At 73.4% G+C, this 24559-nt stretch carries 22 protein-coding genes; 11 read left to right on the forward strand and 11 right to left on the reverse strand.

Annotation, left to right across the window (positions count from 1 at the left end):
* The first annotated feature begins 109 nt into the window (after positions 1 to 109).
* Positions 110 to 2896 (forward strand): phosphoenolpyruvate carboxylase, encoded by a 2787-nt coding sequence (ppc, locus tag GA0070564_RS03135; RefSeq protein ID WP_091602148.1) that lies wholly within the window; start codon positions 110 to 112, stop codon positions 2894 to 2896.
* A 76-nt stretch (positions 2897 to 2972) separates the two neighbouring features.
* Here the strand turns inward: ppc and GA0070564_RS03140 are convergent, their stop codons facing one another.
* Positions 2973 to 3518 carry a helix-turn-helix domain-containing protein gene (locus tag GA0070564_RS03140; protein ID WP_245669795.1) on the reverse strand — a complete coding sequence of 182 codons (546 nt, stop codon included), beginning with the start codon at positions 3516 to 3518 and terminating at the stop codon, positions 2973 to 2975.
* A gap of 66 nt (positions 3519 to 3584) precedes the next feature.
* On the opposite strand from GA0070564_RS03140, the gene GA0070564_RS03145 reads away from it, so the two are divergent.
* Both GA0070564_RS03145 and GA0070564_RS03150 read left to right on the forward strand, forming a co-directional pair.
* A complete protein-coding gene (locus tag GA0070564_RS03145; protein ID WP_091602152.1) occupies positions 3585 to 3923 on the forward strand; it encodes a hypothetical protein in 339 nt (112 codons plus the stop codon).
* Entirely contained in the window at positions 3920 to 4846 is a 927-nt protein-coding gene (locus tag GA0070564_RS03150; RefSeq protein WP_091602155.1) for an alpha/beta hydrolase, read from the forward strand. The genes GA0070564_RS03145 and GA0070564_RS03150 overlap by 4 nt, the downstream gene beginning before the upstream one ends.
* Before the next feature lie 13 nt (positions 4847 to 4859).
* On the opposite strand, the gene GA0070564_RS03155 is transcribed toward GA0070564_RS03150, so the two are convergent.
* Positions 4860 to 5714 carry a hypothetical protein gene (locus tag GA0070564_RS03155; RefSeq protein WP_091604448.1) on the reverse strand — a complete coding sequence of 285 codons (855 nt, stop codon included), beginning with the start codon at positions 5712 to 5714 and terminating at the stop codon, positions 4860 to 4862.
* Positions 5715 to 5768: 54 nt separating this feature from the next.
* On the opposite strand from GA0070564_RS03155, the gene GA0070564_RS03160 reads away from it, so the two are divergent.
* Positions 5769 to 6947: a DNA recombination protein RmuC gene (locus GA0070564_RS03160; protein ID WP_091602158.1), complete on the forward strand. Its 1179-nt coding sequence runs from the start codon at positions 5769 to 5771 to the stop codon at positions 6945 to 6947.
* A gap of 151 nt (positions 6948 to 7098) precedes the next feature.
* Positions 7099 to 10395, forward strand: coding sequence for a S8 family serine peptidase (locus GA0070564_RS03165; protein WP_091602161.1), 3297 nt, complete (start codon positions 7099 to 7101; stop codon positions 10393 to 10395).
* A gap of 99 nt (positions 10396 to 10494) precedes the next feature.
* Here the strand turns inward: GA0070564_RS03165 and GA0070564_RS03170 are convergent, their stop codons facing one another.
* Together GA0070564_RS03170 and GA0070564_RS03175 are read right to left on the reverse strand one after the other, a co-directional pair.
* Positions 10495 to 10911: a hypothetical protein gene (locus tag GA0070564_RS03170; protein WP_091602164.1), complete on the reverse strand. Its 417-nt coding sequence runs from the start codon at positions 10909 to 10911 to the stop codon at positions 10495 to 10497.
* Between the two features lie 45 nt (positions 10912 to 10956).
* Complete coding sequence (locus GA0070564_RS03175) at positions 10957 to 11943, reverse strand: 4-hydroxy-3-methylbut-2-enyl diphosphate reductase (RefSeq protein WP_091602167.1); 987 nt, start codon at positions 11941 to 11943, stop codon at positions 10957 to 10959.
* Positions 11944 to 12073: 130 nt separating this feature from the next.
* Here GA0070564_RS03175 and xseA point away from each other — a divergent pair, with 130 nt between their 5' ends.
* The 3 genes from xseA to GA0070564_RS03190 are packed head-to-tail and all read left to right on the forward strand — an operon-like array spanning position 12074 to position 14088.
* Positions 12074 to 13300, forward strand: a complete 1227-nt coding sequence (xseA, locus tag GA0070564_RS03180) for an exodeoxyribonuclease VII large subunit (RefSeq protein WP_091602170.1) — start codon at positions 12074 to 12076, stop codon at positions 13298 to 13300.
* Between the two features lie 40 nt (positions 13301 to 13340).
* Positions 13341 to 13829 carry a GNAT family N-acetyltransferase gene (locus GA0070564_RS03185; RefSeq protein WP_091602173.1) on the forward strand — a complete coding sequence of 163 codons (489 nt, stop codon included), beginning with the start codon at positions 13341 to 13343 and terminating at the stop codon, positions 13827 to 13829.
* 34 nt (positions 13830 to 13863) lie between these two features.
* Positions 13864 to 14088 carry an exodeoxyribonuclease VII small subunit gene (locus GA0070564_RS03190; protein ID WP_091604451.1) on the forward strand — a complete coding sequence of 75 codons (225 nt, stop codon included), beginning with the start codon at positions 13864 to 13866 and terminating at the stop codon, positions 14086 to 14088.
* A 54-nt stretch (positions 14089 to 14142) separates the two neighbouring features.
* Here GA0070564_RS03190 and GA0070564_RS03195 read toward each other — a convergent pair whose 3' ends face one another.
* The 3 genes from GA0070564_RS03195 to GA0070564_RS03205 all read right to left on the reverse strand — a co-directional run bounded on the left by GA0070564_RS03195 (position 14143) and on the right by GA0070564_RS03205 (position 16921).
* Complete coding sequence (locus tag GA0070564_RS03195; RefSeq protein WP_091602176.1) at positions 14143 to 15018, reverse strand: hypothetical protein; 876 nt, start codon at positions 15016 to 15018, stop codon at positions 14143 to 14145.
* Positions 15019 to 15240: 222 nt separating this feature from the next.
* Entirely contained in the window at positions 15241 to 16056 is an 816-nt protein-coding gene (locus GA0070564_RS03200) for a hypothetical protein (protein ID WP_091602179.1), read from the reverse strand.
* 106 nt (positions 16057 to 16162) lie between these two features.
* A complete protein-coding gene (locus tag GA0070564_RS03205; protein WP_091602182.1) occupies positions 16163 to 16921 on the reverse strand; it encodes a DUF4245 domain-containing protein in 759 nt (252 codons plus the stop codon).
* Between the two features lie 157 nt (positions 16922 to 17078).
* Between GA0070564_RS03205 and glpX the strand changes: the two genes are divergently transcribed.
* Positions 17079 to 18110: a class II fructose-bisphosphatase gene (gene glpX / locus GA0070564_RS03210; RefSeq protein ID WP_091602185.1), complete on the forward strand. Its 1032-nt coding sequence runs from the start codon at positions 17079 to 17081 to the stop codon at positions 18108 to 18110.
* 14 nt (positions 18111 to 18124) lie between these two features.
* The gene (locus tag GA0070564_RS03215) at positions 18125 to 19078 is read left to right on the forward strand and encodes a DMT family transporter (protein ID WP_091604454.1); all 954 of its coding nucleotides are present in this window, start codon (positions 18125 to 18127) and stop codon (positions 19076 to 19078) included.
* 84 nt (positions 19079 to 19162) lie between these two features.
* Here the strand turns inward: GA0070564_RS03215 and GA0070564_RS03220 are convergent, their stop codons facing one another.
* The gene (locus tag GA0070564_RS03220) at positions 19163 to 20113 is read right to left on the reverse strand and encodes an NAD-dependent epimerase/dehydratase family protein (protein WP_091602188.1); all 951 of its coding nucleotides are present in this window, start codon (positions 20111 to 20113) and stop codon (positions 19163 to 19165) included.
* A gap of 141 nt (positions 20114 to 20254) precedes the next feature.
* Between GA0070564_RS03220 and GA0070564_RS03225 the strand changes: the two genes are divergently transcribed.
* Entirely contained in the window at positions 20255 to 20941 is a 687-nt protein-coding gene (locus GA0070564_RS03225) for a TetR/AcrR family transcriptional regulator (protein ID WP_091602192.1), read from the forward strand.
* 13 nt (positions 20942 to 20954) lie between these two features.
* Here the strand turns inward: GA0070564_RS03225 and GA0070564_RS30140 are convergent, their stop codons facing one another.
* From GA0070564_RS30140 to GA0070564_RS03240, 3 genes are all read right to left on the reverse strand, one after another.
* Positions 20955 to 22745 carry a hypothetical protein gene (locus GA0070564_RS30140; protein ID WP_091602195.1) on the reverse strand — a complete coding sequence of 597 codons (1791 nt, stop codon included), beginning with the start codon at positions 22743 to 22745 and terminating at the stop codon, positions 20955 to 20957.
* A 58-nt stretch (positions 22746 to 22803) separates the two neighbouring features.
* Positions 22804 to 23772, reverse strand: a complete 969-nt coding sequence (locus tag GA0070564_RS03235) for an NAD(P)/FAD-dependent oxidoreductase (RefSeq protein WP_091602198.1) — start codon at positions 23770 to 23772, stop codon at positions 22804 to 22806.
* Between the two features lie 110 nt (positions 23773 to 23882).
* Positions 23883 to 24539 carry a rhomboid family intramembrane serine protease gene (locus tag GA0070564_RS03240; RefSeq protein WP_245669798.1) on the reverse strand — a complete coding sequence of 219 codons (657 nt, stop codon included), beginning with the start codon at positions 24537 to 24539 and terminating at the stop codon, positions 23883 to 23885.
* Positions 24540 to 24559: the final 20 nt, after the last annotated feature.

Below are 24559 nucleotides of genomic sequence, written 5' to 3' on the forward strand. Positions count from 1 at the left end.
GTTGTGCGCAGCGCGACATCGCGGGGCCCTTCCGTTCATCGGGGGCGACCTGGATACGATCGGCTGAGTCGGACAGCGCTGTCCTTCGTACCCACGTGAGGAGCGCGACGTGACCGACCAGTACGACCACGACGGCCCCGACGCCGCCCTGCGGGCCGACATCCGCCGCCTCGGCACCCTGCTCGGCCAGACCCTGGCCCGCCAGGAGGGGCGCCCGCTGCTCGACCTCGTCGAGGAGATCCGGGCCCAGGTCCGTTCCGACGCCCCGGCCGCCGCCCAACGGCTCGGCGGGCTCGACGTCACCACCGGCACCAAGCTGGCCCGGGCCTTCTCCACCTACTTCCACCTGGCCAACATCACCGAGCAGGTGCACCGGGCCCGGGACCTGCGCCGCCGCCGGGCCACCCACGGCGGCTGGCTGGACCAGGCCGCCAAAATGATCGCCGAGCGCGGGGTGCCGGCCGAGGAGATCGCCGCCGCCGCCCGCCGGCTGGCGGTACGCCCGGTCTTCACCGCCCACCCCACCGAGGCGGCCCGCCGCTCGATCCTGTCCAAGCTGCGGGCGATCGCCGACGAGCTGGACGCCGAGACGGCCAACGCGATCCTCTACGGCGCCAGCGACGAGGGGCCGGCCAACCGGCGCCTGGCCGAGCTGCTGGACCTGATGTGGCAGACCGACGAGCTGCGGCTGGACCGGCCGGACCCGACCGACGAGGCCCGCAACGCCATCTACTACCTGCGCGACCTCTACGCCGAGGCCGCCCCGCAGGTCCTCGACGACCTCGCCGACACGCTGCGCACCCTGGGCGTGGAGACCTCCCCGACGGCCCGCCCGCTGACCTTCGGCACCTGGATCGGTGGCGACCGCGACGGCAACCCGTTCGTCACCCCGCTGGTCACCCGCGACGTGCTGGCGATCCAGCACGAGCACGGCATCGCCGCCACCGAGAAGGCGATGGACGAGCTGATCAACGAGGTCTCCGTCTCCCGCCGGCTGCGCGCGGTGTCGCTGGACCTCTCCGCCAGCCTCGCCGCCGACCTGGACGCACTGCCCGAGGTGGCGGCCCGGTTCCGGCGGGTCAACGCCGAGGAGCCGTACCGGCTCAAGGCGCGCTGCGTACGGGCCAAGCTGGCCAACACCCGGGCGCGGCTGCGCGCCGGCACCGCGCACGTGCCGGGGCGGGACTACCGCGGCTCGGCCGAGCTGATCGCCGACCTGGAACTGCTGCGCGCCTCGCTGGCCCGCAACTCCGGGCAGCTCACCGCCGTGGGCCGGCTCGCCTCCACCATCCGTACGGTCTCCGCGTTCGGCCTGCACCTGGCGACCATGGACGTCCGGGAGCACGCCGAGAAGCACCACGAGGTGCTCACCCAGCTCTACGCGGCGGTCGGGGAGGTCCCCGACTACCCGTCGCTGACCCGGCTGGAGCGCACCAAGCTCCTCGCCGACGAGCTGACCGGCCGCCGGCCGCTGTCCAGCGTCGACACCCCGTTGACCGAGAGCGCCCGCAAGACCTTCGACGTGTTCGGCACGATCCGCGAGGCGCAGGACCGGTTCGGCGCCGAGGTGATCGAGTCGTACATCATCTCGATGACCCTCGGCGTGGACGACGTCCTCGCCGCGGTGGTACTGGCCCGCGAGGCCGGCCTGGTCGACGTGCACAGCGGCCGGGCCCGGATCGGCATCGTGCCGCTGCTGGAGACCCCGGCCGAGCTGAACGCCGGCGGTGAGCTCCTCGACGAGCTGCTGTCGCTGCCGGCCTACCGGGCGCTGGTCGCGGCCCGGGGCGACGTACAGGAGGTGATGCTGGGCTACTCCGACTCCAACAAGGAGGCCGGCATCACCACCAGCCAGTGGTCCATCCACCGGGCCCAGCGGGCGCTGCGGGACGTGGCCGCCCGGCACGGGGTGCACCTGCGGCTCTTCCACGGCCGCGGAGGCACCGTCGGCCGGGGCGGCGGGCCCACCCACGACGCGATCCTGGCCCAGCCGTACGGCACCCTCGACGGCGCGATCAAGGTGACCGAGCAGGGCGAGGTCATCTCCGACAAGTACACGCTGCCCGCGCTGGCCCGGGAGAACCTGGAGCTGACCGTGGCCGCGGTGCTCCAGGCGACGCTGCTGCACACCGCGCCCCGGCAGCCCGCCGAGCAGCTGGAACGCTGGGACGCGGCGATGGACGTGATCTCCGACGCGGCGTTCGGGCGCTACCGCTCGCTGGTGGAGGACCCGGACCTGCCGGCGTACTTCTGGGCGTCCACCCCGACCGAGCTGCTCGGCGCGCTGAACATCGGCTCCCGGCCGGCCAAGCGCCCGAACACCGGCGCCGGTCTGTCCGGGCTGCGGGCCATCCCGTGGGTGTTCGGCTGGACGCAGACCCGGCAGATCGTGCCGGGCTGGTTCGGGGTCGGCTCCGGCCTGGCCGCCGCGCGGGAGGCCGGCCTGGAGGACGTGCTGGCCGAGATGAACCGCAACTGGCACTTCTTCCGGACATTCCTGTCCAACGTGGAGATGATGCTGACCAAGACCGACCTGAGCATCGCCCGCCGGTACGTCGAGACCCTGGTCCCGAAGAAGCTGCACCCGATCTTCCACAAGATCGAGGAGGAGTACGAGCTGACCAAGCGGGAGGTGCTCGCGGTCACCGCCTCCCCGGCGCTGCTGGAGAACTCCCCGGTGCTCCAGCGCACCCTGGCCGTGCGGGACACCTACCTGGAGCCGCTGCACCACCTCCAGGTGGCGCTGCTGCGCCAGTACCGCGACTCCGGTGCGGCCACCCGGGCGGTGGCGACCGCGCCGGGCGGCCGGCGTGCCCCGAGCGACGGCACGGCGCTGGAGCGGGCGCTGCTCACCACGGTCAACGGCATCGCCGCCGGCATGCGCAACACCGGCTGAGGTGTAAGGAGGGGCCCCCTGTTAACGCATTCTGCATGGCAGGGGGCCCTTTTTAACACCGCCGGGCCGGCACCGGTCAGCGGTCGGGGGACGGCAGCAGGACCGTGGTCAACAGCCGGCGCACCCGACCGGGACCGGGCTCCTGGGCGGCGTACTCGGCGAAGAGCGCGCGGAACCGGGTGAGGAACTCGGTCAGCTCGTCGTCGGTGGCGTGGAACGCGTTCTGCCGGTAGCCGCCGAGGTCCCGCCCGAGGTCGCCGCCGCCGGCGTCGAGGTAGCGGTCGAAGTCGGCGAGCAGCTGTGCGACGAAGGTGAGGAAGGCCCTCCGGTGCTCCTCGGGGGACATCGCGGCCGCGGCGTCGGCGTCCACCGTGGCCGCCGCCTCGTTCAGCCGGTAGGTCCGCTCCACCGCGCCCCGGACCCGGCGCTCGTCGACAGTGCTCAGCACGTCGTGCGCGGCGAGCACGGCGACCTGCCGGTAGAGGGTGGCGGCCGGGATGTCCGGCAGCGCCAGGCGCAGTTCCCCGGTGGTGAGGCTCCGGCCCCCGAGGAACGCCTGCACGATGCGCAGCCGCACCGGATGGAGCAGCAGATCCGCGGTGCCCTCCGGCGGCATGACCATCTCCGATCGTTCTCATCCGTGATAACGTTATCGCCAGCAAGAATAGCCGATGAAGGGAGCATCACGATGGCCAGCGTCGAGATCACCGCGGACCGGATCCGGGTCCGCCTCAGCACCGCGGAGAAGATCTTCGCGCTCCGGGGGGATCTGAGCTTCCCGCGCACCGCCGTTCGCGGGGTCGAGGTGGTTCCGAACGCGGTGACCATGATCCGCGGCCTGCGCGCACCCGGCCTGGGCCTGCCCGGCCTGCGCAACGTGGGCACCTGGCGGGGCCGCGCCGGCACCGAGTTCGTCACCGTCCGCGCCGGCCAGCCGGCCGTGCGGATCACCCTCTCCGGGCAGCCGTACGACAGCCTGCTGATCGGCTCGGACGACGCGACGACCCTCGCCGGGCGACTGCGGTGAGCCGGGAACGGGAGCTCACCTTCACGTCGGCCGGATTCCGCCTGGCCGGCACCCTGCTGCTGCCCGACGACGCCCCGCTGGCGGCGGTCGCCCTGCTGCTGCCCGGCTCCGGACCGCTGGACCGGGACGGCAACGTGCGGCGCCTGCCCCTGGCGGTGTCGCGGGACCTGGCGGTCGCCCTCGCCGAGGCCGGCACGGCCTCCTTCCGGTACGACCGGCGAGGCGCCGGCGCCAGCACCGGCGAGTTCCTGCGGACCGGCTTCCACGACAACGTCGACGACGCGGCGGCGGCGGTACGGGCGCTGGCCGAAGTGCCGGAGCTGGCCGGCCGCCCGGTCTTCCTCGTCGGGCACAGCGAGGGAGCGCTGACCGCGGTGGCGCTCGCCGCGCGGGGCACGCCCACGGCCGGGCTGGTGCTGCTCGCCGCCACCGGCAGGCGCGGTGACGCCGCCCTGCGCTGGCAGGCCCGCCGGCTGCTGCCCACCCTGCCCGCCCCGGTCCGCGCCCTGCTCCGGCTGACCCGCACCGACCTGGTGGCGAAGGTGGCCCGCAGTCACGACCGGCTCCGGGCCAGCGGTGGGGACGTCACCCGGATCGGCGGCCGGCGGTACAACGCCCGCTGGTTCCGGGAGTTCCTCGACTACGACCCCCGGCCCGACCTGGCTCGCGTCGACGCGCCGATCCTCGCCGTCACCGGCGCCAAGGACCTCCAGGCGGACCCGGACGACCTCGACCTGATCGCCAACGCAGCCGGCGGGCCGGTGGAGACGCACCGACTGCCGGACGTGACCCACGTGCTGCGTCGTCAGCCGGGGCGCCCCGCACTGTCGGCGTACCGCAGGGAGGTCCGCGAGCCGGTCGACCCGGCGGTGACCGCCCTGGTCCGCGACTGGATGGCTCGGCGGGTCGGCGCCACCGGGTGACCCGTCCGGCGGGTCACCAGTCGCCGCCGCCGAAGTCCCCGCCCCCGAAGTCACCCCCACCGAAGTCCCCGCCACCCCAGCCGCCGAAGTCGTTGCCGCCGCCGGAGAAGTCGTTGCCGCCGCCGAAGTCGTTGCCGGCGAACTGGTCACCGCCCTGGTCGCCGAAGTCGCCGCCCTGGTCGCCGAAGTCGCCCTGGTCCTGGCCGTCGTCGAAGCCGTCGTTGAAGCCCTCCTGGTAGCCCTCGTCGTAGCCGTAGCCCGGGTCGGCGAAGGCGGGCGAGAAGAGCGCGTCGGCGATCAGCATGCCGCCGAGCACACCGGCGCCGGCGCCCAACGCCGTCTTCCACCACGGGGTGGAGTACCAGCCGGCCGGCACCGACCGGCCCTGGTACCGGCCGCCCGGGTAGTAGTAGGGCGTCTGCCGGCCCGGCTGCGGTCCGGCCCGGAAGGTCTGCCCCTGCACGTTGACCTCGCGCTCGCGGGTGAGCATGCCGGAGCCCCGGGCAGCGGCGAGCGGGGGCAGCTCGGGACCCGGGTCGATGCCCATCGCCGTGCGGGCCGCCCGGATGTAGGCCAGCCCCTCCAGCGCGGTCTCCCGGGCCAGCGCGAACTGGTGCGGGGTGCGCGCCTGCTCCAGCTGCGAGCCGGCCGCGTTGTACCGCTCACCGGCGTCGGCCAGGGCCTGGCGCACCGCCGGCTCCTCGCCGTGCAGGTTCATCAGCTGGCCGCCGAGCCGCTCGTACCAGCGCTGGGCCTCCGCCCGGGCGTCGGCCAGCTCGGTGGCCCTGCGCGACCTGCTCCCCCACCGCCAGAACACCAGCGCACCTCCGAGCATCAGCACCAGGACCAGCCACAGCGCACCTTCCATGACCTCGACCGTACCCAGCGGGCGCACGTCGTACCCGTTTGGCAAGCTTTCGCCATGAGCTTCTCGACGGTGGCCGTGGTGTTGCTCTGTCTCGCCGCCGGTGGCGGGCTGGGGTGGCTGGCGGCCCGGTCGCGGTCGGCCGCCGACATCGCCCGACTGGAGGCCACGCTGGCCGCCACCCGGGAGGGCGAGGGGCGGCTGGAGCAGTCGATGCGGGCGTTGAGCTACGAGGCGACCGCCCAGTCGCAGGAGGCGGTGGCCCGCGCGGTGGCCCCGCTGCACGACACCCTGCGCCGCTACGAGCAACGAGTGGGCGAGCTGGAGCGCGACCGGGTCGACGCCTACGCCGAGCTGCGCGAGCAGGTCCGCTCGATGGGCGCCGTCTCCGGCGAGCTGCGCACCGAGACCAAGCAGCTGGTGGCCGCGCTGCGCGCCCCGCAGGTGCGCGGCCGGTGGGGTGAGCACCAGCTGCGCCGGATCGTCGAGGCCGCCGGCATGCTGGAGCACTGCGACTTCAACGAGCAGGTCACCGCCGCCACCGACCACCAGGGGGTACGCCCCGACCTGGTGGTCCGGCTGCACGGTGGTCGGACGGTGGTGGTGGACGCCAAGGCGCCCTTCGACGCCTACCTGACGGCGATGGAGGCGCGCGACGAGCGGGGGCGCGACAGCAACCTCGACGCGCACGCGCGGCACCTGCGGGCGCACGTGGACGCGCTGGCCGCGAAGACCTACTGGGCGGCGTTCGACAGCACCCCCGAGTTCGTGGTGCTCTTCGTGCCCGCCGACCCGTTCCTCGACGTGGCGTTGCAGCGCGACCCGACGCTGCTGGAGCACGCGTTCGCCCGCGACGTGGTGCTGGCCACCCCGGCGACCCTGGTCGCGTTGCTGCGCACGGTCGCCTACTCGTGGCGGCAGGAGGTGCTGGCCCGCAACGCGGTGGCGGTGCACTCGCTGGCCCGCGAGCTGTACGGCCGACTGGCCACCCTCGGCGAGCACGTCGGCAAGCTCGGCTCGTCGCTCGGCGGGGCGGTCACGGCGTACAACAAGGCCGTCGGCTCGCTGGAGGCGCGGGTGCTGGTCAGCGCGCGCAAGCTCGCCGAGTTGGGCGTCTCCGACCAGGAGCTGGCCACCCCGGCCCAGGTGGAGTTGGCGCCGCGTCAGCCGCAGGCCCCCGAGCTGGTCGACGGACCCTCCACATCGACCGAACGGTCGACGAACATCGACGTTTAACACATTGCATGTGACGATGACGGCCGATCTGTGTCACGGACCGGTCACAACCTACCGGGGGGTAGTGACACTGACCGGGGCCGTTGCGAAGGATCACTGTCACACGCGCCCTGTTTGTTGGACAGGGCCCTGTTCTCTGGAGGAAGAGAACGTGAGTCAGCCCCGCAAACCGAGCCGGCGTACCTCCGCCGCGCTCTTCGCCTCGGTACTTGCCGCCGGTGCGATGACCGTCGGGGGTGGCGCCGCCACCGCGAGCGCAGCCCCCGCAAACTCCCCCACCCCCTCGCAGCCGACCGCCGAGAAGGCTCTGGGAGCGCACGACGCCAAGCTCCTGGACGCGGCGGAGGCGAAGCACGCCCCGACCGTCACCCTGATCATCGCCGCCAAGAAGGGCTCGGCCAAGAAGGTCGCCGACGGACTCAAGAGTCTGGGCGCCACGGTCAGCCAGCGGTACGACCAGGTCGGTTACCTGCTGGCGAAGGTTCCCACCGGCAAGGCGCTCAAGGCGGCCACGCTGCCCGGTGTGTCCGCCGTGGACCTCGACGAGACCATCCAGCTCCCCGACCCGGCGCCGGAGGCGCCGCCGGCCGGCGCCACGACCGCCGAGCAGGGCGAGACGCTGGCCGGCCCGGGCACCGACACGGGCGCGGTCAACCCCTACATGCCGACCAACGAGACCGGTGCGGAGGCCTTCAAGGCCGCACACCCCACGTGGGACGGTCGCGGCGTGACCATCGGCATCATGGACTCGGGCATCGACCTGGACCAGCCGGCGCTGCAGCGGACCACCACCGGTGAGCGCAAGATCGTCGACTGGGTCACCGCCACCGACCCGCTCGAGGACGCCACCTGGCGGCGGATGAACAACGAGGTGACCGGCCCCAGCTTCACCATCGCGGGCGCCACCTGGGCCTCGCCCGCCGGCACCTGGCGGTTCAACCTGTTCAGCGAGTCGATCACCCGGGCCAGCGACCCGGCCGGTGACGTCAACCGGGACGGCGACACCACCGACACCTGGGGCATCCTCTACAACCCGGTCAACGGTGACATCCGAGTCGACGTCAACCAGAACAAGGACTTCACCGACGACGAGGTGATGCGGCCGTACAAGGAGAAGTACCAGGTCGGCCACTTCGGCACCGACAACCCGGCCACCGCCGTACGCGAGCAGATGCCCTTCGTGGTCGAGTACCGCCGCAACGTGGACACCTCGCCGATCGGCGTTCCGGGAACCTGGGACTACGTCAACATCGGCATCATCGAGGCCACCCACGGCACGCACGTCGCCGGAATCACCGCCGCCAACGACATGCTGGGCAACAGCGCCTTCGACGGCGCCGCCCCGGGCGCCAAGCTGGTCTCCGCCCGCGCCTGCTCGTGGGGTGGCGGCTGCACCGCGGCCGCGCTGACCACCGGCATGGTCGACCTCGTCGTCAACCGCAAGGTCGACGTGGTCAACATGTCGATCGGTGGCCTCCCCGCCCTGAACGACGGCGCCAACGCCCGCGCCGAGCTCTACAACTCGCTGATCAACACCTACGGTGTGCAGCTCATCATCTCGGCCGGCAACTCCGGGCCGGGTCTGAACACCGTCGGCGACCCGTCGGTCGCCAGCGACGTGATCAGCGTCGCCGCGAGCATCAGCAAGGACACCTGGCTGGCCAACTACGGCTCGGTCGTCCGCAAGCAGAACGCGCTGTTCAACTTCTCCTCGCGGGGCCCGCGTGAGGACGGCGGCTTCAAGCCGAACATCGCCGCCCCCGGCTCGGCGATCTCCACCGCGCCGACCTGGCAGCCGGGTGTCGCGGTCGGCGAGGCGGGCTACCCGCTGCCGCCGGGCTACCAGATGCTCAACGGCACCTCGATGGCCGCTCCGCAGACCACCGGTGTCGCCGCCCTGCTGCTCTCCGCGGCCAAGGCGACCGACAACGGCGTGACCCCGGCCGCGCTGCGCCGCGCCCTCTACAGCTCCGCGCAGCCGATCGCCGGCGTCCCGACGTACGCGCAGGGCTACGGCCTGGTGAACACCCCGGGTGCGTGGGACCTGCTCGCCGCCGGCGTGCAGACCCGCACGTACACCTCCGAGGCGCCGGTCTGCACCCCGCTGTCGGACAAGCTGACCAGGTACAACAAGGCCCTGGGCACCTTCGAGCCCAGCCCGAACGTGGGCACCGGCGTCTACAACCGCTGCGCGGTCGGCAAGGGCGGGCAGAAGCTCAAGGAGGCCCGCTCCTACGAGGTCAAGCTGACCCGCACCAGTGGGCCGGCCAAGACCATCACCCACACGGTGGCCTTCCGGGGCAACGACGGCACCTTCTCGGCGCCGCGGACCGTGCGGCTGCCGCTCAACCAGACCGTCAGCATCCAGGTCAAGGCCAAGCCGATGACCGTCGGCGTGCACAGCGCCATCATGACCGTCGACGACCCGGCCACCTCGGTGGTCGACTTCGAGGTCTCCACCGTGGTGGTGGTCTCCAACGAGGCACCCGCGCCGGCGTACTCGTACTCCGTCGAGGGCTCGGTCGAGCGCAACGGCTCCGCCTCGTACTTCGTGACGGTCCCGGAGGGCGCGGGCGCGCTCCAGGTCAACCTCTCCGGCATCGCGACCGGCTCGCAGACCCGGTTCATCGCCATCAACCCGTACGGCGTGCCGGTCGAGAGCACCGCCAGCACCGCCTGCTACACCAACTTCTCCGACGCCGCCGCCTGCAAGCCGCAGGAGCGCGACTACCAGAACCCGCTGCCGGGCGTCTGGGAGATCGAGGTCGAGGCGCGGCGCACGTCCCCCAGCATGGACAACCCGTTCCAGATCCAGGCGCGGGTGCAGGGGGTGGCGGTCGAGCCGGCTGTGGTCGAGCTGCCGTCGGTCACCGCCGGCACTCCGGCCCCGGTCAGCTGGAACCTGACGAACACCTTCGGTCCGGTCCAGGTCACCGGCGTCGGTGGTCCGCTCGCCAGCGTCCGCTCCCAGCGGCCGAGCATCAGCGAGGGCGCCAGCCAGGAGTACACGGTGGACGTCCCGGCGGGCACCACGTCCTTCAGCGCCCGGATCGGCAACACCTCCGACCTCGGCGCCGACCTGGACCTGTACGTCTACCTCGGCGCCACCGAGGTCGGCCGCTCGGCGGACGGCGACTCGGAGGAGGCGGTCACCCTGACCAAGCCGGCCGCCGGCACGTACCGGGTGGTCGTCGAGGGTTACGCCGTCGCCCCCGGCGGCACCGAGTACGACTACCGGGACTCGTTCGCGTCCCCGGCGCTGGGTTCGCTGACCGCTCAGCCCACCCCGCTGGCGCTGGCCAACGGCGCCACCGCCACCCTCACCGGTGCGGTGACCGCCCTGGCCACCCCGCCGGCCGGTCGTGAGCTCTTCGGCGACATGGCCGTCACCACCATCGAGGGCGCGGTCGTCGGCCGCGGCTCGGTGGCCGTCCACGCGGTCAACTGATCCGCTGAGACACCGGAGCCCCGTCCCACTCACCGTGGGGCGGGGCTCCTGCTCGTCACGAACCGGTCGGACCGGGCGGTCCACCGAGGGCCGGCGGGGTCAGGCCGGGCGGGCCGACTCCACCACGAAGGGCGTGCCCTGCTGGCAGGTCGTCATCATGTCCGGCTGGGACTTGCCGGTCACCACCACCCGGGTGCCCGGCTTCAGCACGTCCCGCGGGCCGCCGATCAGCAGGTTGCCGTCGAGCAGCAGGCAGTTCGGTTCCACGCCGGCCTGGATGGTGCCGGTGAGGGTGGTCGCACCCGGGCCGGGGGGCTTCGAGGGACCGCCCTTGCGGGTCGGCAGCGGGTCGACGGGCATCTGCGGATCGCTCGGCGTGGGGCTGGGGCTGGGTTCACTGGTCACCGGGGTGGCTCCCGTCGGGCCGGGGCCGGCGGTTTCCTCGCCGGGTCCCGCGCAGGCGGCGAGCGCCACCGACACGATCAGGGCGGTGAAGGCCGTCCGAGCAGTTCTCATGATGGTTGGACGGCCGGCGAGGGCGATCCGTTCCGCCGGGGCGGGTCAGCGGCGGGCCGCCGCGGCGGCCTTCATGTCCCGCTTGAGCTCCTGCGGCAGCGAGAAGGTCAGCCGCTCGTTTGCGGTGGTGATCTCCTCGACGTCGGTGAAGCCCCGCTCGGCCAGGTGCACCAGCACCTGCTGCACCAGCTCGTCGGGCACGCTGGCGCCGGAGGTGACGCCGACCGTGCCGGCGCCGGCCAGCCAGGCGTCGTCGATCTCGTGGGCGAAGTCGACCAGGTGCCCGGCGCGGGCGCCGGCGTCCAGGGCCACCTCGACCAGGCGTACCGAGTTGGAGGAGTTCCGCGAGCCGACGACGATCACCACGTCGCAGTCGGGCGCGATCTCCTTGACCACGTGCTGCCGGTTGGAGGTGGCGTAGCAGATGTCGTCGCTGGGCGGCGACTGGAGCAGGGGCAGCCGCTGCTTCAGGCGGGCCACGGTCTCCAACGTCTCGTCCACCGACAGGGTGGTCTGGGAGAGCCAGACGACCTTGTTCGGGTCCCGAACGGTGATCTTGTCAGCGTCGTCCGGGCCGTCGACCAGCTGGATGTGCGCGGGAGCCTCACCGGCGGTGCCGATGACCTCCTCGTGCCCCTCGTGACCGATCAGCAGGATGTCGTAGTCCTCGGCGGCGAACCGCTTGGCCTCCTGGTGGACCTTGGTCACCAGCGGGCAGGTGGCGTCGATGGCCTTCAGCGACCGGGCCTTGGCCTGCTCGTACACCTCGGGGGCGACGCCGTGCGCGGAGAAGATCACGGTGGCGCCCTCGGGCACCTCCTCGTTCTCCTCCACGAAGATCGCGCCCTGCGCCTCCAGGGTCCGCACCACGTGCTTGTTGTGCACGATCTGCTTGCGGACGTAGATCGGGGCGCCGTAGAGCTTCAGCGCCTCCTCGACGGTCTGCACCGCCCGGTCCACCCCCGCGCAGTAACCCCGCGGCTTGGCCAGGAGCACACGCTTACCGGTCCCGGAAGTCTCCACCTCAGTCACGCCCCCATCCTACGTGCCACCCCACCAAGGCCTCGTTGATCATGAAGTTGGCGGCAGTTCTGGAGATCGACATCGCCGCCAACTTCATGATCAACGGAGGGTGTAGGTGGGTGGGCCGTAGGGTGGGCGGGTGAGTGAGGGTGGGAGCGGGGCCGGGCGGAGTTCGGCGGAGGAGCCGTGGCCGGTCCGGGTGGTCAGTCAGAAGATCAACGCCTGGATCGCGCGGCTGGGGTGGGTCTGGGTGGACGGGCAGGTGGCGCAGATCAGCCGACGGCCCGGGGCCAGCACGGTCTTCCTCACCCTGCGTGATCCCTCGGCCGACCTGAGCCTGACCGTCACCACCAACCGGGACGTGCTCGACTCGGGGGCGCCGGAGCTGCGCGAGGGCGCCCGGGTGGTGCTGCACGCCAAGCCGGAGTTCTACGCCGCCCGGGGCACCCTCAGCCTGCGCGCCGACGAGATCCGCCAGGTCGGGCTCGGTGAGCTGCTGGCCCGGCTGGAGAAGCTCAAGAAGCTGCTCGCCGCCGAGGGGCTCTTCGACCGGGCCCGCAAGCGGCGGCTGCCGTTCCTGCCGCACCGGGTCGGTCTGATCACCGGCCGCGCCTCCGCCGCCGAACGGGACGTGCTCACCAACGCGCGGCGCCGCTGGCCCGCCGTCGAGTTCCGCACCGTCAACGTGGCGGTGCAGGGGCCGAGCGCCGTCCCGCAGATCGTCGACGCGCTCAAGGTGCTCGACGCCGACGAGAGCATCGACGTGATCGTCATCGCCCGTGGCGGCGGCGGCATCGAGGACCTGCTCCCCTTCTCCGACGAGGCGCTCTGCCGGGCCGTCTTCGCCTGTCGTACGCCGGTGGTCAGCGCCATCGGCCACGAGACCGACGCGCCGCTGGTCGACTACGTCGCCGACGTCCGTGCCTCCACCCCCACCGACGCGGCCAAGCGGATCGTCCCCGACCTCACCGAGGAGGTACGCCTCATCGGCCAGGCCCGCTCCCGGCTGGAACGGGCCGTCCGCAACCTGGTCGACCGGGAGACCCACCGCCTCGACCTGCTCCGCTCCCGGCCGGTGCTGGCCCGCCCGCAGGTGATGGTCGACCAGCGGGCCGCCGAGGTGAGCGCGCTGCGGGACCGGACCGACCGCTGCCTCGACCACCGCCTCGGCGCGGCCGGCGAGGACCTGCGGCACACCCTGGCCCGGCTGCGCGCCCTCTCCCCCGCCGCCACCCTCGACCGGGGGTACGCGATCGTGCAGCGGGCGGACGGGCACGTGGTGCGGGCGGCGGGCGAGGTGGGCAGGGGCGATCCGCTGCGGGTACGCCTCGCCGAGGGCGAGCTGGCCGCCACGGTGGACGGTTGAGGACCGCCGGGAGCCACTGTCGAGCGGTAGCCTTTCCAGCGTGATCATCAGGGATGCCGGGGAGCACGACTGGCCGCAGATCTACCCCTTCTACGCCGCGATCATGGCCGAGGGCCGGACGTACGCCTTCCCCGAGGGTCAGACCCTGGACGAGGCCCGGCCGTGGTGGATGGAGCAGCCCCCGGGCCGCACGGTCGTGGCGGTCGACGACGCCGGCGTGGTCGTCGGCTCGGCCAAGATGGGCCCCAACCGACCTGGCCGCGGCTCGCACGTCGCCACCGCGTCGTTCCTGGTCGACCCGGCGCACCACGGCCGGGGCGTGGGCCGGGCGCTGGGCGCGTACGTGCTGGACCGGGCCCGCGCGGAGGGCTACCACGGCATCCAGTTCAACGCCGTGGTCGAGGTGAACCGGCCGGCCGTGCACCTGTGGCGGTCGCTGGGCTTCGAGGTGATCGGCACCGTCCCGGAGGCGTTCGACCACCCCGAGGAGGGGCTGGTCGGGCTGCACGTGATGTACCAGCGCCTGTGACGCCGCCACCGGCCGATGTGATGGGATGGTGCGGATGAGCGACGACACGCAGACCGGGCCGGACGAGCGGCTCAGCTACGAGCAGGCCCGCGCCGAGCTGGCGACGGTGGTCGAGAGGCTGGAGGCCGGCGGCACGTCGCTGGAGGAGTCGCTGGCCCTCTGGGAGCGCGGCGAGAAGCTGGCCGAGATCTGCCAGCGCCGGCTGGACGGCGCCCGGGCCCGGATCGCCGCCGCCCGCCAGGCCGACGCCGACGCCTGAGGTCGGAGTGCCGCGGGGGCGGGACGGCCGCGGCCACCCCGCCCCCGGACGACGTCACTTGAACAGGTTGTAGAACTCCACGGGAGCCTCGACCACCTGGTCCGCCGGCGGCTTCTGCGCGGCGGCGGCGTTGCCGTAGTCCGAGTAGGTGACCTTGATGTCCTGCGCGGTGCTCTTGCCGGCCGCCGGCACCTGCACCACCAGCTCGCTGAGCCGGCCCTGCTCGTCCAGCTTCGCGGTGAACGGCACGGACTGCGCCTGCTGACCGAGCGCGGTCACGACGGACGGGTCGACGGAGCTGGCCTCGGCCGCCTTGGACAGGTCGAGGGTTCCGGCGTACGCGCGGTCGCCGGTCTCGCGTACCTCGGTGATGGCCTGGGTCAGCGCCTCGCTGCCGGCCGGGTCGACCTTGTCGAAGTCGAAGCCCAGGTTCCGGTTGCCCTGGATCCGGGTCTGGTCGAGGTGCTGGTACTTGCCGAGGTTCAGCTTCTGCACCCCGGGGATGCTGCTCGCCGACGTGCCGCCGAGATCCAGCTTCACCCAGCTGTCCGGCTTGGCGTGGATGACGTCGAGGGTCATCATCAGGTCGGACGAGGCCTGCCCGATGGTGATCTTCATCTGGGCGCTCTGGCTCGGCTCGTGCACCTGCCCCTCCGCGCTGGAGCCGACGCCGGACAGGGTGAACCGGAAGTTGCCGTTGCTGATCTCCTTTGTCGAGTCCAGCAGGGCCTGCCTGGCGTCGCCGTCGACCGCCCCGGGGGACGCGCCGGTCGCGCCCGGGGAGGCACTGGCGGTGTCGGCGCTGCCGGAGACCGTCGGGGAGGCCGAGGTCCCCGCCGCACCGGTGCCGGTGCCGCTGTTGCAGGCGGCCAGGCCAGGGATGAGCAGCGCCGCGGCGAAGGCCGTCGCGCTGAAGCGTCGAACGTTCACGTAACTCTCCAGGTGGGTCGTCCGGCCCACGGAGGGTGCCGGAGGCTGCCGCCGTTGCCCTGCCACCGGCCCCGGCGCACGAGCCCGGTCCGCCGCGTCACCGCGTGGCGTGCTCGTACACCCTCTGTTCCCTGGAGTGCGCTTCGGCAATCCCTGTCCGGTCCATCCGGCCCGGCCGGACACCCGCCGGGGCGGCGCACCGCCGCCCCGGCGGGTCCGCGATCAGTTGTTGAACATCCGGTACGTCTGCTCGGACGCCTCGACGACCTGGGCGGCCGGCGGGGCCTGCACCTCGGTCGCGGTGCCGTAGTCGGCGTACGTGACCTTCACGGTCTGCGCCGGCTGGTCCCCCGCGGCCGGCACCTGCACGGCGAACTCGGTCAGCCGGCCCTGCGGGTCGAGCTTGGCGGTGAACGGCACGGCGGCGGCCTTGGCGCCGAGCGCCTTCACCGTGGGTGCGTCGATCGCGTCCAGGCCGGTCGCCTTGCTGACGTCCAGGGTGCCCTCGTAGCTGCCCTCACCGGTCTTCCGGATCTCGCTGATCGTCTTGATCATCGCATCGCTGTCGCCCGGGTCGACGTCCGACAGGTCGAAGCCCAGCTCGCCGCCGCCCTTGATCCGGTTCCGGTCCAGGTGCTGGTACTTGCCCTTCATCTCCTTGAAGGCCGGGACGCTGTCGGCCATCGCTCCGCTGAACTCCAGCTTGACCCACTTGTCGGTGTCCTTGACAACCATGTGCAGGTTCATCGACATGTCGTCGGCGGCGGCCTCCGGGCTGGCCATCTTGATCTCGGCGCTCTTCGTGGGCAGGTGCATCTTGCCGTCACCGGTGAAGTCCGCGCCGGCCATGGTGAAGGTGAAGTTGCCCTTCTGGAGCTCCTTGGTGGAGGCGAGCAGCGCCTGCTTCGGGTCCGCGGGCACGGCCGGGGCGGCGGAGCCACCGTCGGCCGACGAGTCGGTGTCGGTCTTGCAGGCGGTCAGGGTCGGCACGAACAGGGCGGCGGCGAGCAGGCCGGCGGTCCAACTGCGAAGGTTCACGTCGTTCTCTTTCGGCGTTCCGGCCGGTGCGTCACGCGTACCGGCTCTCGGATCCGGGCAGCCTAGACGACCCGCGCCGATCCCGGGGCCCCGACGATCGCCCGGTTCAGCGCAGGGCGGCGGCGAGCTGGCGCAGCTCGTTCTCCCGGGCGTCCCCGACCACGATCACCGTCCGGTCCGGTTCCAGCAGCACCAGCGCCTGCTCGTTGCCCCGGGCCGTGTACCGCTGCCAGCTGCGTCCGCCCAGGTCGACGGGGCCCTGCGGCTGCCCCTCCCGGGTCAGCTCGGCGGGGATCAGCCGCTCCGGCGGCACGTCGCTCTGCACGAGCTGGGCGGCCTGCCCCTCCGGCGTCAGGTAACCGATCCGCAGGCTCGACCCGCCGTCGACCGTCCGATATCCGGCACTGACGGTCCGCCAGCCCTTGCCCAGCCCGGCCGGCTCGCTGACCGGGAAGGCGTTCGCCGCGCGGGCCTGCTCGTACGCCGGCGCGGCGTCGACCACGGTGGGCTGGTCGCCGCCGAGGAAGCCGCGGTAGAAGGCGAGCAGCAGCGCGATCGGGACGAGCAGCACCAGCAGCGACAGCGCCATGTCCTTCGGTGACCGCTCCGCGCGGGCCTTTCCGCCCTTCGCCGTCGGCGGGGCCGCGGCGGGGCGGGCCGGGGGCACGTCGTGCTCGACCGTCCGGGCGGCGGTGGCCTCCGGGTCGTCGGGCGCCGGCGCCGGCTCCCCGGCCGGTTCGACGAGGGCCGGCTCGGCGCGGGCCGGCTCGGCGGCGGTGGTCGGCGTGGTCGGGCTCACCGGGGGCTGGCCGTCCGGCGGCGTCGAGTCGGCGGGTACGCGGTCGGCTGGCTGTGCGGGTTCCACCCCACCATCTTCGCAGCCTCCCGGTTGCCCGCATCCGGCCCACCGGCGACCCGCCCCGGCGTTACGTTGGGCCACGTGTGAGGATCAGCGACAAAGCCGGCAGTGGGGACGCGCACCCCTGCCGGTCCACCCCGCAACGTCGCGAGGAGGAGCCGCCATGACAACCACCAGCACGCGGATCCCGCAGGATCTCGACCGTAACCTCGCCCTCGACCTGGTCCGGGTCACCGAAGCCGCGGCGATGGCCGCCGGCCGGTGGGTGGGCCGGGGCGACAAGGAGGGCGGTGACGGAGCCGCCGTCGACGCCATGCGCAAGCTGATCAACTCGATCCAGATGCGCGGTGTCGTGGTGATCGGCGAGGGCGAGAAGGACAACGCCCCGATGCTCTACAACGGCGAGGTCGTCGGCGACGGCACCGGACCGGAGGTCGACGTGGCCGTCGACCCGGTGGACGGCACCACGCTGATGAGCAAGGGCATGCCGAACGCCCTGGCGGTGCTGGCGGTCTCCGAGCGGGGCGCGATGTTCGACCCGAGCGCGGTCTTCTACATGGAGAAGCTCGCGGTCGGCCCGGCGTACGCGGACGTGATCGACATCAACGCCGGCCCGGCGGAGAACATCCGCCGGATCGCCAGGGTCAAGGGCAGCGACGTCTCCGAGGTGACGGTCTGCGTACTGGACCGCTCCCGCCACGACGACCTGGTCAAGCAGATCCGGCGGACCGGGGCCGGCATCCGGTTCATCTCCGACGGCGACATCGCCGGCTCGATCGCCGCCGCCCGCGGTGAGTCGGACGTCGACGTGCTGATGGGCATCGGCGGCACGCCGGAGGGGATCATCTCCGCCTGCGCGCTGAAGTGCATGGGTGGCGCGATGCAGGCCAAGCTCTGGCCGCAGGACGAGCAGGAGCGTCGCAAGGCGCTGGACGCCGGGCACGACCTGGACCGGGTGCTCGGCACCGACGACCTGGTGACCGGGGACAACTGCTTCTTCGTGGCCACCGGCGTCACCTCCGGCGACCTGCTGCGCGGCGTCCGCTACCGGGCCGGCGGGGCGTACACCCAGTCGATCGTGATGCGCTCCAAGAGCGGCACCATCCGGGTGATCGACTCGTACCACCGGCTGGAGAAGCTCGCCCTCTACTCGGCCGTCGACTTCGACGGACGACCGCTGGCTGAGCAGGAGTGACCGCCGCCGGGACGGTGGCCGAGGCCACCCCGTCGACCTCGCGCCGGATCGCCGGGGTCACGCTGGCGAGCGTCTCCGGGGTCGCGGTGGCCGTGCAGTCCCGGATCAACGGCGAACTCGGCGTACGCCTGGCCGACGGCTTCGCCGCCGCGGTGGTCTCGTTCGGGCTGGGCCTGCTGGTGCTGCTGGTGCTGGTCCCCGCCACCCCCGGTGGGCGGCGGGGGCTGGCCGCGCTGCGCGCGGCACTGGCCGACCGGTCGCTGCGGCCGTGGCAGTGCCTCGGCGGCGTGTGCGGCGCCTTCCTGGTGGCCACCCAGGGCCTGACCATCGGCACCCTGGGCGTCGCCGTGTTCACGGTGGCGGTGGTGGCCGGGCAGTCCGGCAGCAGCCTGGCGGTGGACCGGGCGGGCATCGGCCCGTCCGGGCCTCAGCCGGTCACCGCCAGCCGGCTGGCCGGCGCGGTGCTGACCGTGCTGGCCGTGCTGCTGGCGGTGGGGAACCGGCTGGGCGACCCGGGCACCCTGGCGCTGGCCGCGTTGCCGCTGCTGGCCGGGGTGGGCATCGCCTGGCAGCAGGCGGTCAACGGCCGGGTCCGGGCGGCCGCCGGCAGCGCGCTGACCGCCACCCTGGTCAACTTCGTCGTCGGCACGGTGGCGCTGCTCGTCACGTTCGCGGTGGACGTGGCCGTCCGGGGTCTGCCGACCGGGGCCCTCCCGAGCGAGCCGTGGCTCTACCTGGGTGGCCCGATCGGGATCGTCTTCATCGCGCTGGCCGCGGCGATCGTCCGCTTCACCGGCGTCCTGCTGCTCGGTCTGGCCACCATCGCCGGTCAGATCGTCGGCGCGGTCCTGCTGGACCTGGTGCTGCCCACCGCCGCCTCGCACCCGGGCCCGGCGACGCTGGCCGGCGCGGCCCTCACCATGGTCGCGGTGCTGATCGCCGCCCTCGGCCCCCCGCCCCGGCGGTAAGGAGGGGCCCCTTCTTAACGCTTCCGGTATAGGAAGGGCCCCCTCTTAACACCCGCCCCGCGCCACGTGCCGCGGGGCGTGGGCTCAGCGCGCAGCGCTCGGCATGGGCCGATCGGCGCCGTCGCGCAGTCCGGCGACGATGACGGCCAGCGCCTCGTCCAGCGGGGTCGGGGCGACGCCGAGCGTGTCCCGGGCGGCGGTCGAGTCCATCACGAACGGGCGGTCGAACTGGTAGGCGGTCTCCCGCAGCTCCCGGGCGAACGGGTTGGCCAGGCCGGCGAGCCAGAGCGCCGGCCTGGGCAGCCGGGTCAGCTTCGGTGCCGGGGCGCCGGCCAGGGCCGCGGCCCGCACGGCGAGTTCCCGCAGCGGCACGGCGTCCGCGCTGGGCACGTGCCAGGCCCGGCCCCACGCCCGCTCGTCGGTCGCGGCGGCGACCAGGGTACGGGCGACGTCCGGGACGTACGTCCAGGTGTGCGGGGCGTCGAAGTCCACCGGTAGCACCACCCGCTTTCCGGCGAGGACCTTCGGGAGGGTCAGCATGGGCAGGGACTGCCCGCCGACGCCCAGATAGTCGGACCCGCGGACCTCGGTCACCCGGGCCCGACCGGCCCGGTGGGCGGCGAGCGCGTCCGCCCACATCCGGTTGCGGACCTGCCCCTTGGCGCCGGTGGAGGCGGGCGGGGTCCGCTCGGTCATCGGGCCGTCGACCGGCCCGTACCCGTAGAGGTTGCCGACGGTGGCGAGCACCGCGCCGGTGCGCTCGGCGGTGGTGAGCAGCGCGGCGGCCAGCGGCGGCCAGTCGGTGGGCCACCGGTGGTACGCCGGGTTGGCGCAGTTGTGGAGCGCGGTGGCGCCCTCGGTGAGGGCGGTGAGCCGGTCGGCGTCGCCGGCGTCGGCGGCGACCCGTTCCACGGCCGGGTGCTCGGGGCCGGTGCCGCGCCGGGTGACGACCCGGACCCGCTCCCCGCGCTCGGCGAGGAGCCGGGCGGTGGCGGTGCCGACGGGGCCGGCGCCGACGATCACGTGCAGCGACATGGGGTACGCCTTCCTGAGCGCAGATCCGAAGCGAGAGCGGTGCTCTCTCTCGACGACACCAGCATGAACCTCCGGCACCGCCCCGTCAAGAGCGGTGCTCTCTGTTTTGATTGCCGCTCCCGACCGTGGCAGAGTGGCGGCATGCCCGCTCCCTCGATCCGCGCCCGGGTACGCGCCGAGATGATCGACGAGATCAAGGCGGTGGCCCGCCGCCACCTGGCCGGCGATGGCGCCAACCTGTCGCTGCGGGCCGTCGCCCGGGACATGGGCATGGTCTCCTCGGCGATCTACCGCTACTTCCCCAGCCGGGACGAGCTGCTCACCGCGCTGATCATCGAGGCGTACGACGCCCTGGGCGACGCCGTGGAGGCGGCCGACACCGCCTGCGACCGGCCCGACCTGCGCGGACGTTGGCATGCCGCCTGCCGGGCCGCCCGGGACTGGGCCCTGGCCAACCCCGCCGAGTACGCGCTGCTCTACGGCAGCCCGGTCCCCGGCTACGCCGCCCCCGACGACACGGTCGCGCCGGCGTCCCGCCCCCCGCTCACCCTGGTCGGCATCCTCCGCGACGGCTTCGTCGACGGGCGGCTCGTCCGGCCCGCCGAGCAGCTGCCCGACGAGGTCCACGCCGACCTGGCCGAGCTGGCCGCCGGGCTCTTCCCCGGGCTGCCCGAGGCGCTGCTGGCCCGGGGCATGGCCGGCTGGACGCAGCTCTTCGGGCTGATCAGCTTCGAGCTCTTCGGCCGGCTGAACCGGACCATGCCGCACCGGGAGGCGTACTTCGACCACCAGACCGGGCTGATGGCCGACCTGATCGGCCTGCCCTGACTGTCGCCCGGGGTCAGCGCTCCGGTCCACCCGGTCGCGGCGCCGGCGGGTCAGGCCGACGGGCCGCGCGGTCCGGATCGCCATCGGGGCCGGGAGGGGCCCCTGCGGCGAAGGGAACGTTCGGCCGGACGATCTGCACCGAGGCCGGGCTACCGGGCGGAGCCGGCGCGGCGACACCCTGCCCCGGCGGGAGAGGAGCCGGCGACGGGAACCCCGGCCCGCCCGCCCGAGCTCCCGGCACCGGGTACGGCGGCGGACGCTCCGCGGTCCGCACGGTCACCAGCCGGCCCGCGCGCCAAGCCAGCCCCAGCCCCGGCAGGGCGGCCAGAACCGCCAGCGCGACGGCCGCCGAGGCGAACGCCGGCCGGCCGTAGAGCCAGCCGATCAGCGGCAACGCGGCGAGCACCAGGGTGAGCGCGGCGGCCAGCAGCACCTCCGCCGTCCACCGGGTGGGTGCCGCCGCCCGGGCCGCCAGCAGGGAGGTCAGCCCGGCGGCCAGCACCAGCGGCACCCCGACGGCACAGCCGAAGAGGATGGTCAGGTCGTCGCCCGCCACACCGAACAGCGACAGCGGCGCGCCACCGGCCAGGAACAGCGCGACGGCCGCCAGCTGCCAGCCGTCCGGCCCGGTCCTCCGTCGCCAACCGGCCCGGGCGCCGGCCACCACCAGCACCAGCACGCTCAGCAGGAACGCGACCAGCCCGACCCGGACGGGATCGGCGTGCCGCTGCGCGGGGGTGCTGACCCCGAGCGCGGGCAGGTCGACCGTTCTCCCGGAGCTGTCGGGCCTGGCCCCGGCGAACCCGATCCGCCGCCACGCCCCCTCGGCGTCCCGCAGCACGAAGCCGTCCCGGCCGTTGGCGACCAGCACCACGTGCCGGCCGCCGGCCACGTCGAGGATCGCCAACTCCTGACCGGTGACCCGCTCCCCGGACCACCCGGCCTCGGCGTACCTGCGGATCAGGATCGCCCGCTGCGCCTCGGTGACCTCCCAGGCGGTCCGCCAGGTCCGGCCCGCGTCGGCGCTCTCCAGCACCCGGAGCCTGCCGTCGACCAAGCGGTAGCAGTGTCGCGGCTCGGCCGGCACACAGGCCTGCCGGACCGGCGGTGGGGTCGCGGGGGGCAGCTGGCCCTCGTCCACCCCGAGCGGCCGTTGCTCCGTGGTGAGGGGCTCCCGCCAGTTCGACCCCGCGTCCTCACTCACCCGCCAGGTCTCCACCGGGGAGGCGGTCCGCGCGCCGATGCTGCCCCCGACGCCGGCGGCCAGGTTGCCGTCGAGGACGATCGCCCGCTGCGCGTCCGGGTACCAGTACGCACTGGTGGCGGCCACCGCGAGGGTCGCCGCCGGCAGCAGCACCAGCAGCCGCACCAGTCGGGCCGACCGGCCGGTCACCGGGTCCCGGCGGGCCTGTCGCCAGGTCCAGGCCGCGATCACCAGCGCCGGAAGGGCGAGCAGGTCCGTCCGGTCGGCGCGGACCAGCGACGGACCGCTGACCAGGCTCCATGCCGAGGAGGCGAGCGTTGCGGCGTACCCGCTGCTCTTGACGACGGTGAAGCCGGCACCGACCAGGCCGAGGCCGAGCCCGGCGGCGGCCCGAGGCGGCAGCCGTGGCACGGTGAGCGCGGCCAGCACGGCGAGCAGCGGCGGGCCGACCACCAGCCCGGCGACGTCGCTGAGCTTGCCGGTGAGCCAGCTCGGCTGGGCCGCCTTGAGCAGGTGGTCGTTGACCACCAGCACGATCAGCGCGAGCACCGTCAGCGGATGCCCCAGCCAGGCGAGGGTGGCGCGGTCGGCGCGATCCATCTCCTCACCCTGACGGGCAGGGATGTAGATCCGGCCACGACTCGGCCAGGATCCGGGCTCAAACGGCGTCGGAGGAGTGCCCGGGGAAGAGGTGGGCGGCCGGGTCGATGGCCACGGCGGCGTTGTTGACCGCGGTGGCGGCCTCGCCGAAGCCGGTGGCGATCAGGCGCACCTTGCCCGGATATTCGGTGATGTCGCCGGCGGCGAAGACCCGGGGCAGGTTGGTGGCCATCGTGCTGTCCACCCGGATGTGCCGGCGGTCCAGCTCGAGCCCCCACTCGGCCAGCGGGCCGAGGTCCGCGGTGAAGCCCAGCGCGGCGACCACCGTGTCCACCGGCAGCGTCTCCACCGGCGCGCCGCGGACGGTGATGTCGGCGGCGGTCACCGCGCCGTCCCCGTGCAGCCGGGCCACCTCGGCGTTGACCAGGACCCGCACCGGCAGGGCGAGCACCCGGGCGACCGTGGCGGCGTGCGCCCGGAACCGGTCGCGGCGGTGCACCAGGGTCACCGAGCGGGCCAGCGGCTGCAACGTCAGCGCCCAGTCGAAGGCGGAGTCGCCGCCCCCGACGATCAGCACGTCCCGGCCGGCCAGGTCGGCGGGCCGGGGTACGAAGTGGACGATGCCCGCACCGACGAAGCTCTCCCCCACCGGCAGCGGGCGCGGGACGAAGCTGCCCAGCCCGCCGGTGACGACGACCGCACCGCAGTCGAGTTGTTCGCCGCCGGCCAGGCCGAGCACGGGCCGCCCGTCGACGTGGGCGAGCTTCTCCGCCCGGGTGCCGAGCAGGTACGTCGGGGAGTAGGGGGCGGCCTGGGCGACCAGGTTGGCCACCAGGTCCCGCCCCTTGATCTCCGGGAAGCCGGCCACGTCGAGGATCAGCTTCTCCGGGTACATCGCGGTGATCTGCCCACCCGGCTCGGGCAGGGCGTCGACGACCGCGACGGACAGCCCTCGGAACCCGGCGTAGTAGGCGGCGAAGAGACCGGTCGGCCCGGCCCCGATCACGGCAACGTCGACCTGGCGCATGTGCGTACCGTCGCTTCCCGGTCAGGGGTGCTGACGACGACGGTAGGGCCGCCGGACCAATGGGGCAAGGACATCCCAGCCCGCCGGTCGGCGGCGGGTCGGCACCCCGGTCAGGGCAGCGGGACCGTGGACTCCGGATGGTACGGCCCGGTCAGGTCGGTGCGCCGGCGGCGGAACAGGACCGCCGCCACCACCCCACCGAGCAGCCCGAACAGGTGCCCCTGCCAGGAGATCCGCTCGTCGGTGGGGAGGATGCCGCCGAGCACCTGCCAGCCGTAGAGGAGGCCGACCAGCAGGGCGACCGCGAAGTTCCACCAGCTCCGCTCGACGATGCCGCGGGTGAGCAGGATGCCGAGGTAGCCGAAGATGACCCCGCTGGCGCCCACCACCACCGAGTTCGGTGACCCGGTGAACCACACGCCGAGCCCGCTGACCAGGACGATGACCAGGGTGGACCAGAGGAACCGGCGGGCACCCGCGGCGAGCACGAAGGTGCCGAGCAGGATCAGCGGGACGCTGTTGCTGTAGAGGTGGGCGAAGCCGTGGTGCAGGAACGGCGAGAAGAAGACGCCGTCCAGCCCCTGGATGCGGCGGGGGATGATCCCGGCGGCGGTGTCGAAGCCGGCCTGCAACCCCTCGTCCAGCACCTCGATCAGGAAGAGGAACGGCACCACGGCACACATGGCGACGAAGGCCCGGCCGAGGGATGCGTAGAACGCCTCGGTGCCGAACCGGTGCGGGTCGCCCGCCGGGCCGTGAAGGGTCACGCACCAACTGGTATCAGCAA

The organism is Micromonospora mirobrigensis, assembly GCF_900091555.1.
In the GTDB taxonomy this organism is placed as follows: Bacteria; Actinomycetota; Actinomycetes; order Mycobacteriales; family Micromonosporaceae; genus Micromonospora; species Micromonospora mirobrigensis.

What these genes read in the sequence shown, in the direction of transcription:
- GA0070564_RS03140 (WP_245669795.1), bottom strand. Translation starts at nt 3,518, where the DNA reads ATGGTCATGCCGCCGGAGGGCACCGCGGATCTGCTGCTCCATCCGGTG.
- GA0070564_RS03145 (WP_091602152.1), top strand. Translation starts at nt 3,585, where the DNA reads ATGGCCAGCGTCGAGATCACCGCGGACCGGATCCGGGTCCGCCTCAGC.
- GA0070564_RS03155 (WP_091604448.1), bottom strand. Translation starts at nt 5,714, where the DNA reads ATGGAAGGTGCGCTGTGGCTGGTCCTGGTGCTGATGCTCGGAGGTGCG.
- GA0070564_RS03160 (WP_091602158.1), top strand. Translation starts at nt 5,769, where the DNA reads ATGAGCTTCTCGACGGTGGCCGTGGTGTTGCTCTGTCTCGCCGCCGGT.
- GA0070564_RS03170 (WP_091602164.1), bottom strand. Translation starts at nt 10,911, where the DNA reads ATGAGAACTGCTCGGACGGCCTTCACCGCCCTGATCGTGTCGGTGGCG.
- GA0070564_RS03190 (WP_091604451.1), top strand. Translation starts at nt 13,864, where the DNA reads ATGAGCGACGACACGCAGACCGGGCCGGACGAGCGGCTCAGCTACGAG.
- glpX (WP_091602185.1), top strand. Translation starts at nt 17,079, where the DNA reads ATGACAACCACCAGCACGCGGATCCCGCAGGATCTCGACCGTAACCTC.
- GA0070564_RS03220 (WP_091602188.1), bottom strand. Translation starts at nt 20,113, where the DNA reads ATGTCGCTGCACGTGATCGTCGGCGCCGGCCCCGTCGGCACCGCCACC.
- GA0070564_RS03225 (WP_091602192.1), top strand. Translation starts at nt 20,255, where the DNA reads ATGCCCGCTCCCTCGATCCGCGCCCGGGTACGCGCCGAGATGATCGAC.
- GA0070564_RS30140 (WP_091602195.1), bottom strand. Translation starts at nt 22,745, where the DNA reads ATGGATCGCGCCGACCGCGCCACCCTCGCCTGGCTGGGGCATCCGCTG.
- GA0070564_RS03235 (WP_091602198.1), bottom strand. Translation starts at nt 23,772, where the DNA reads ATGCGCCAGGTCGACGTTGCCGTGATCGGGGCCGGGCCGACCGGTCTC.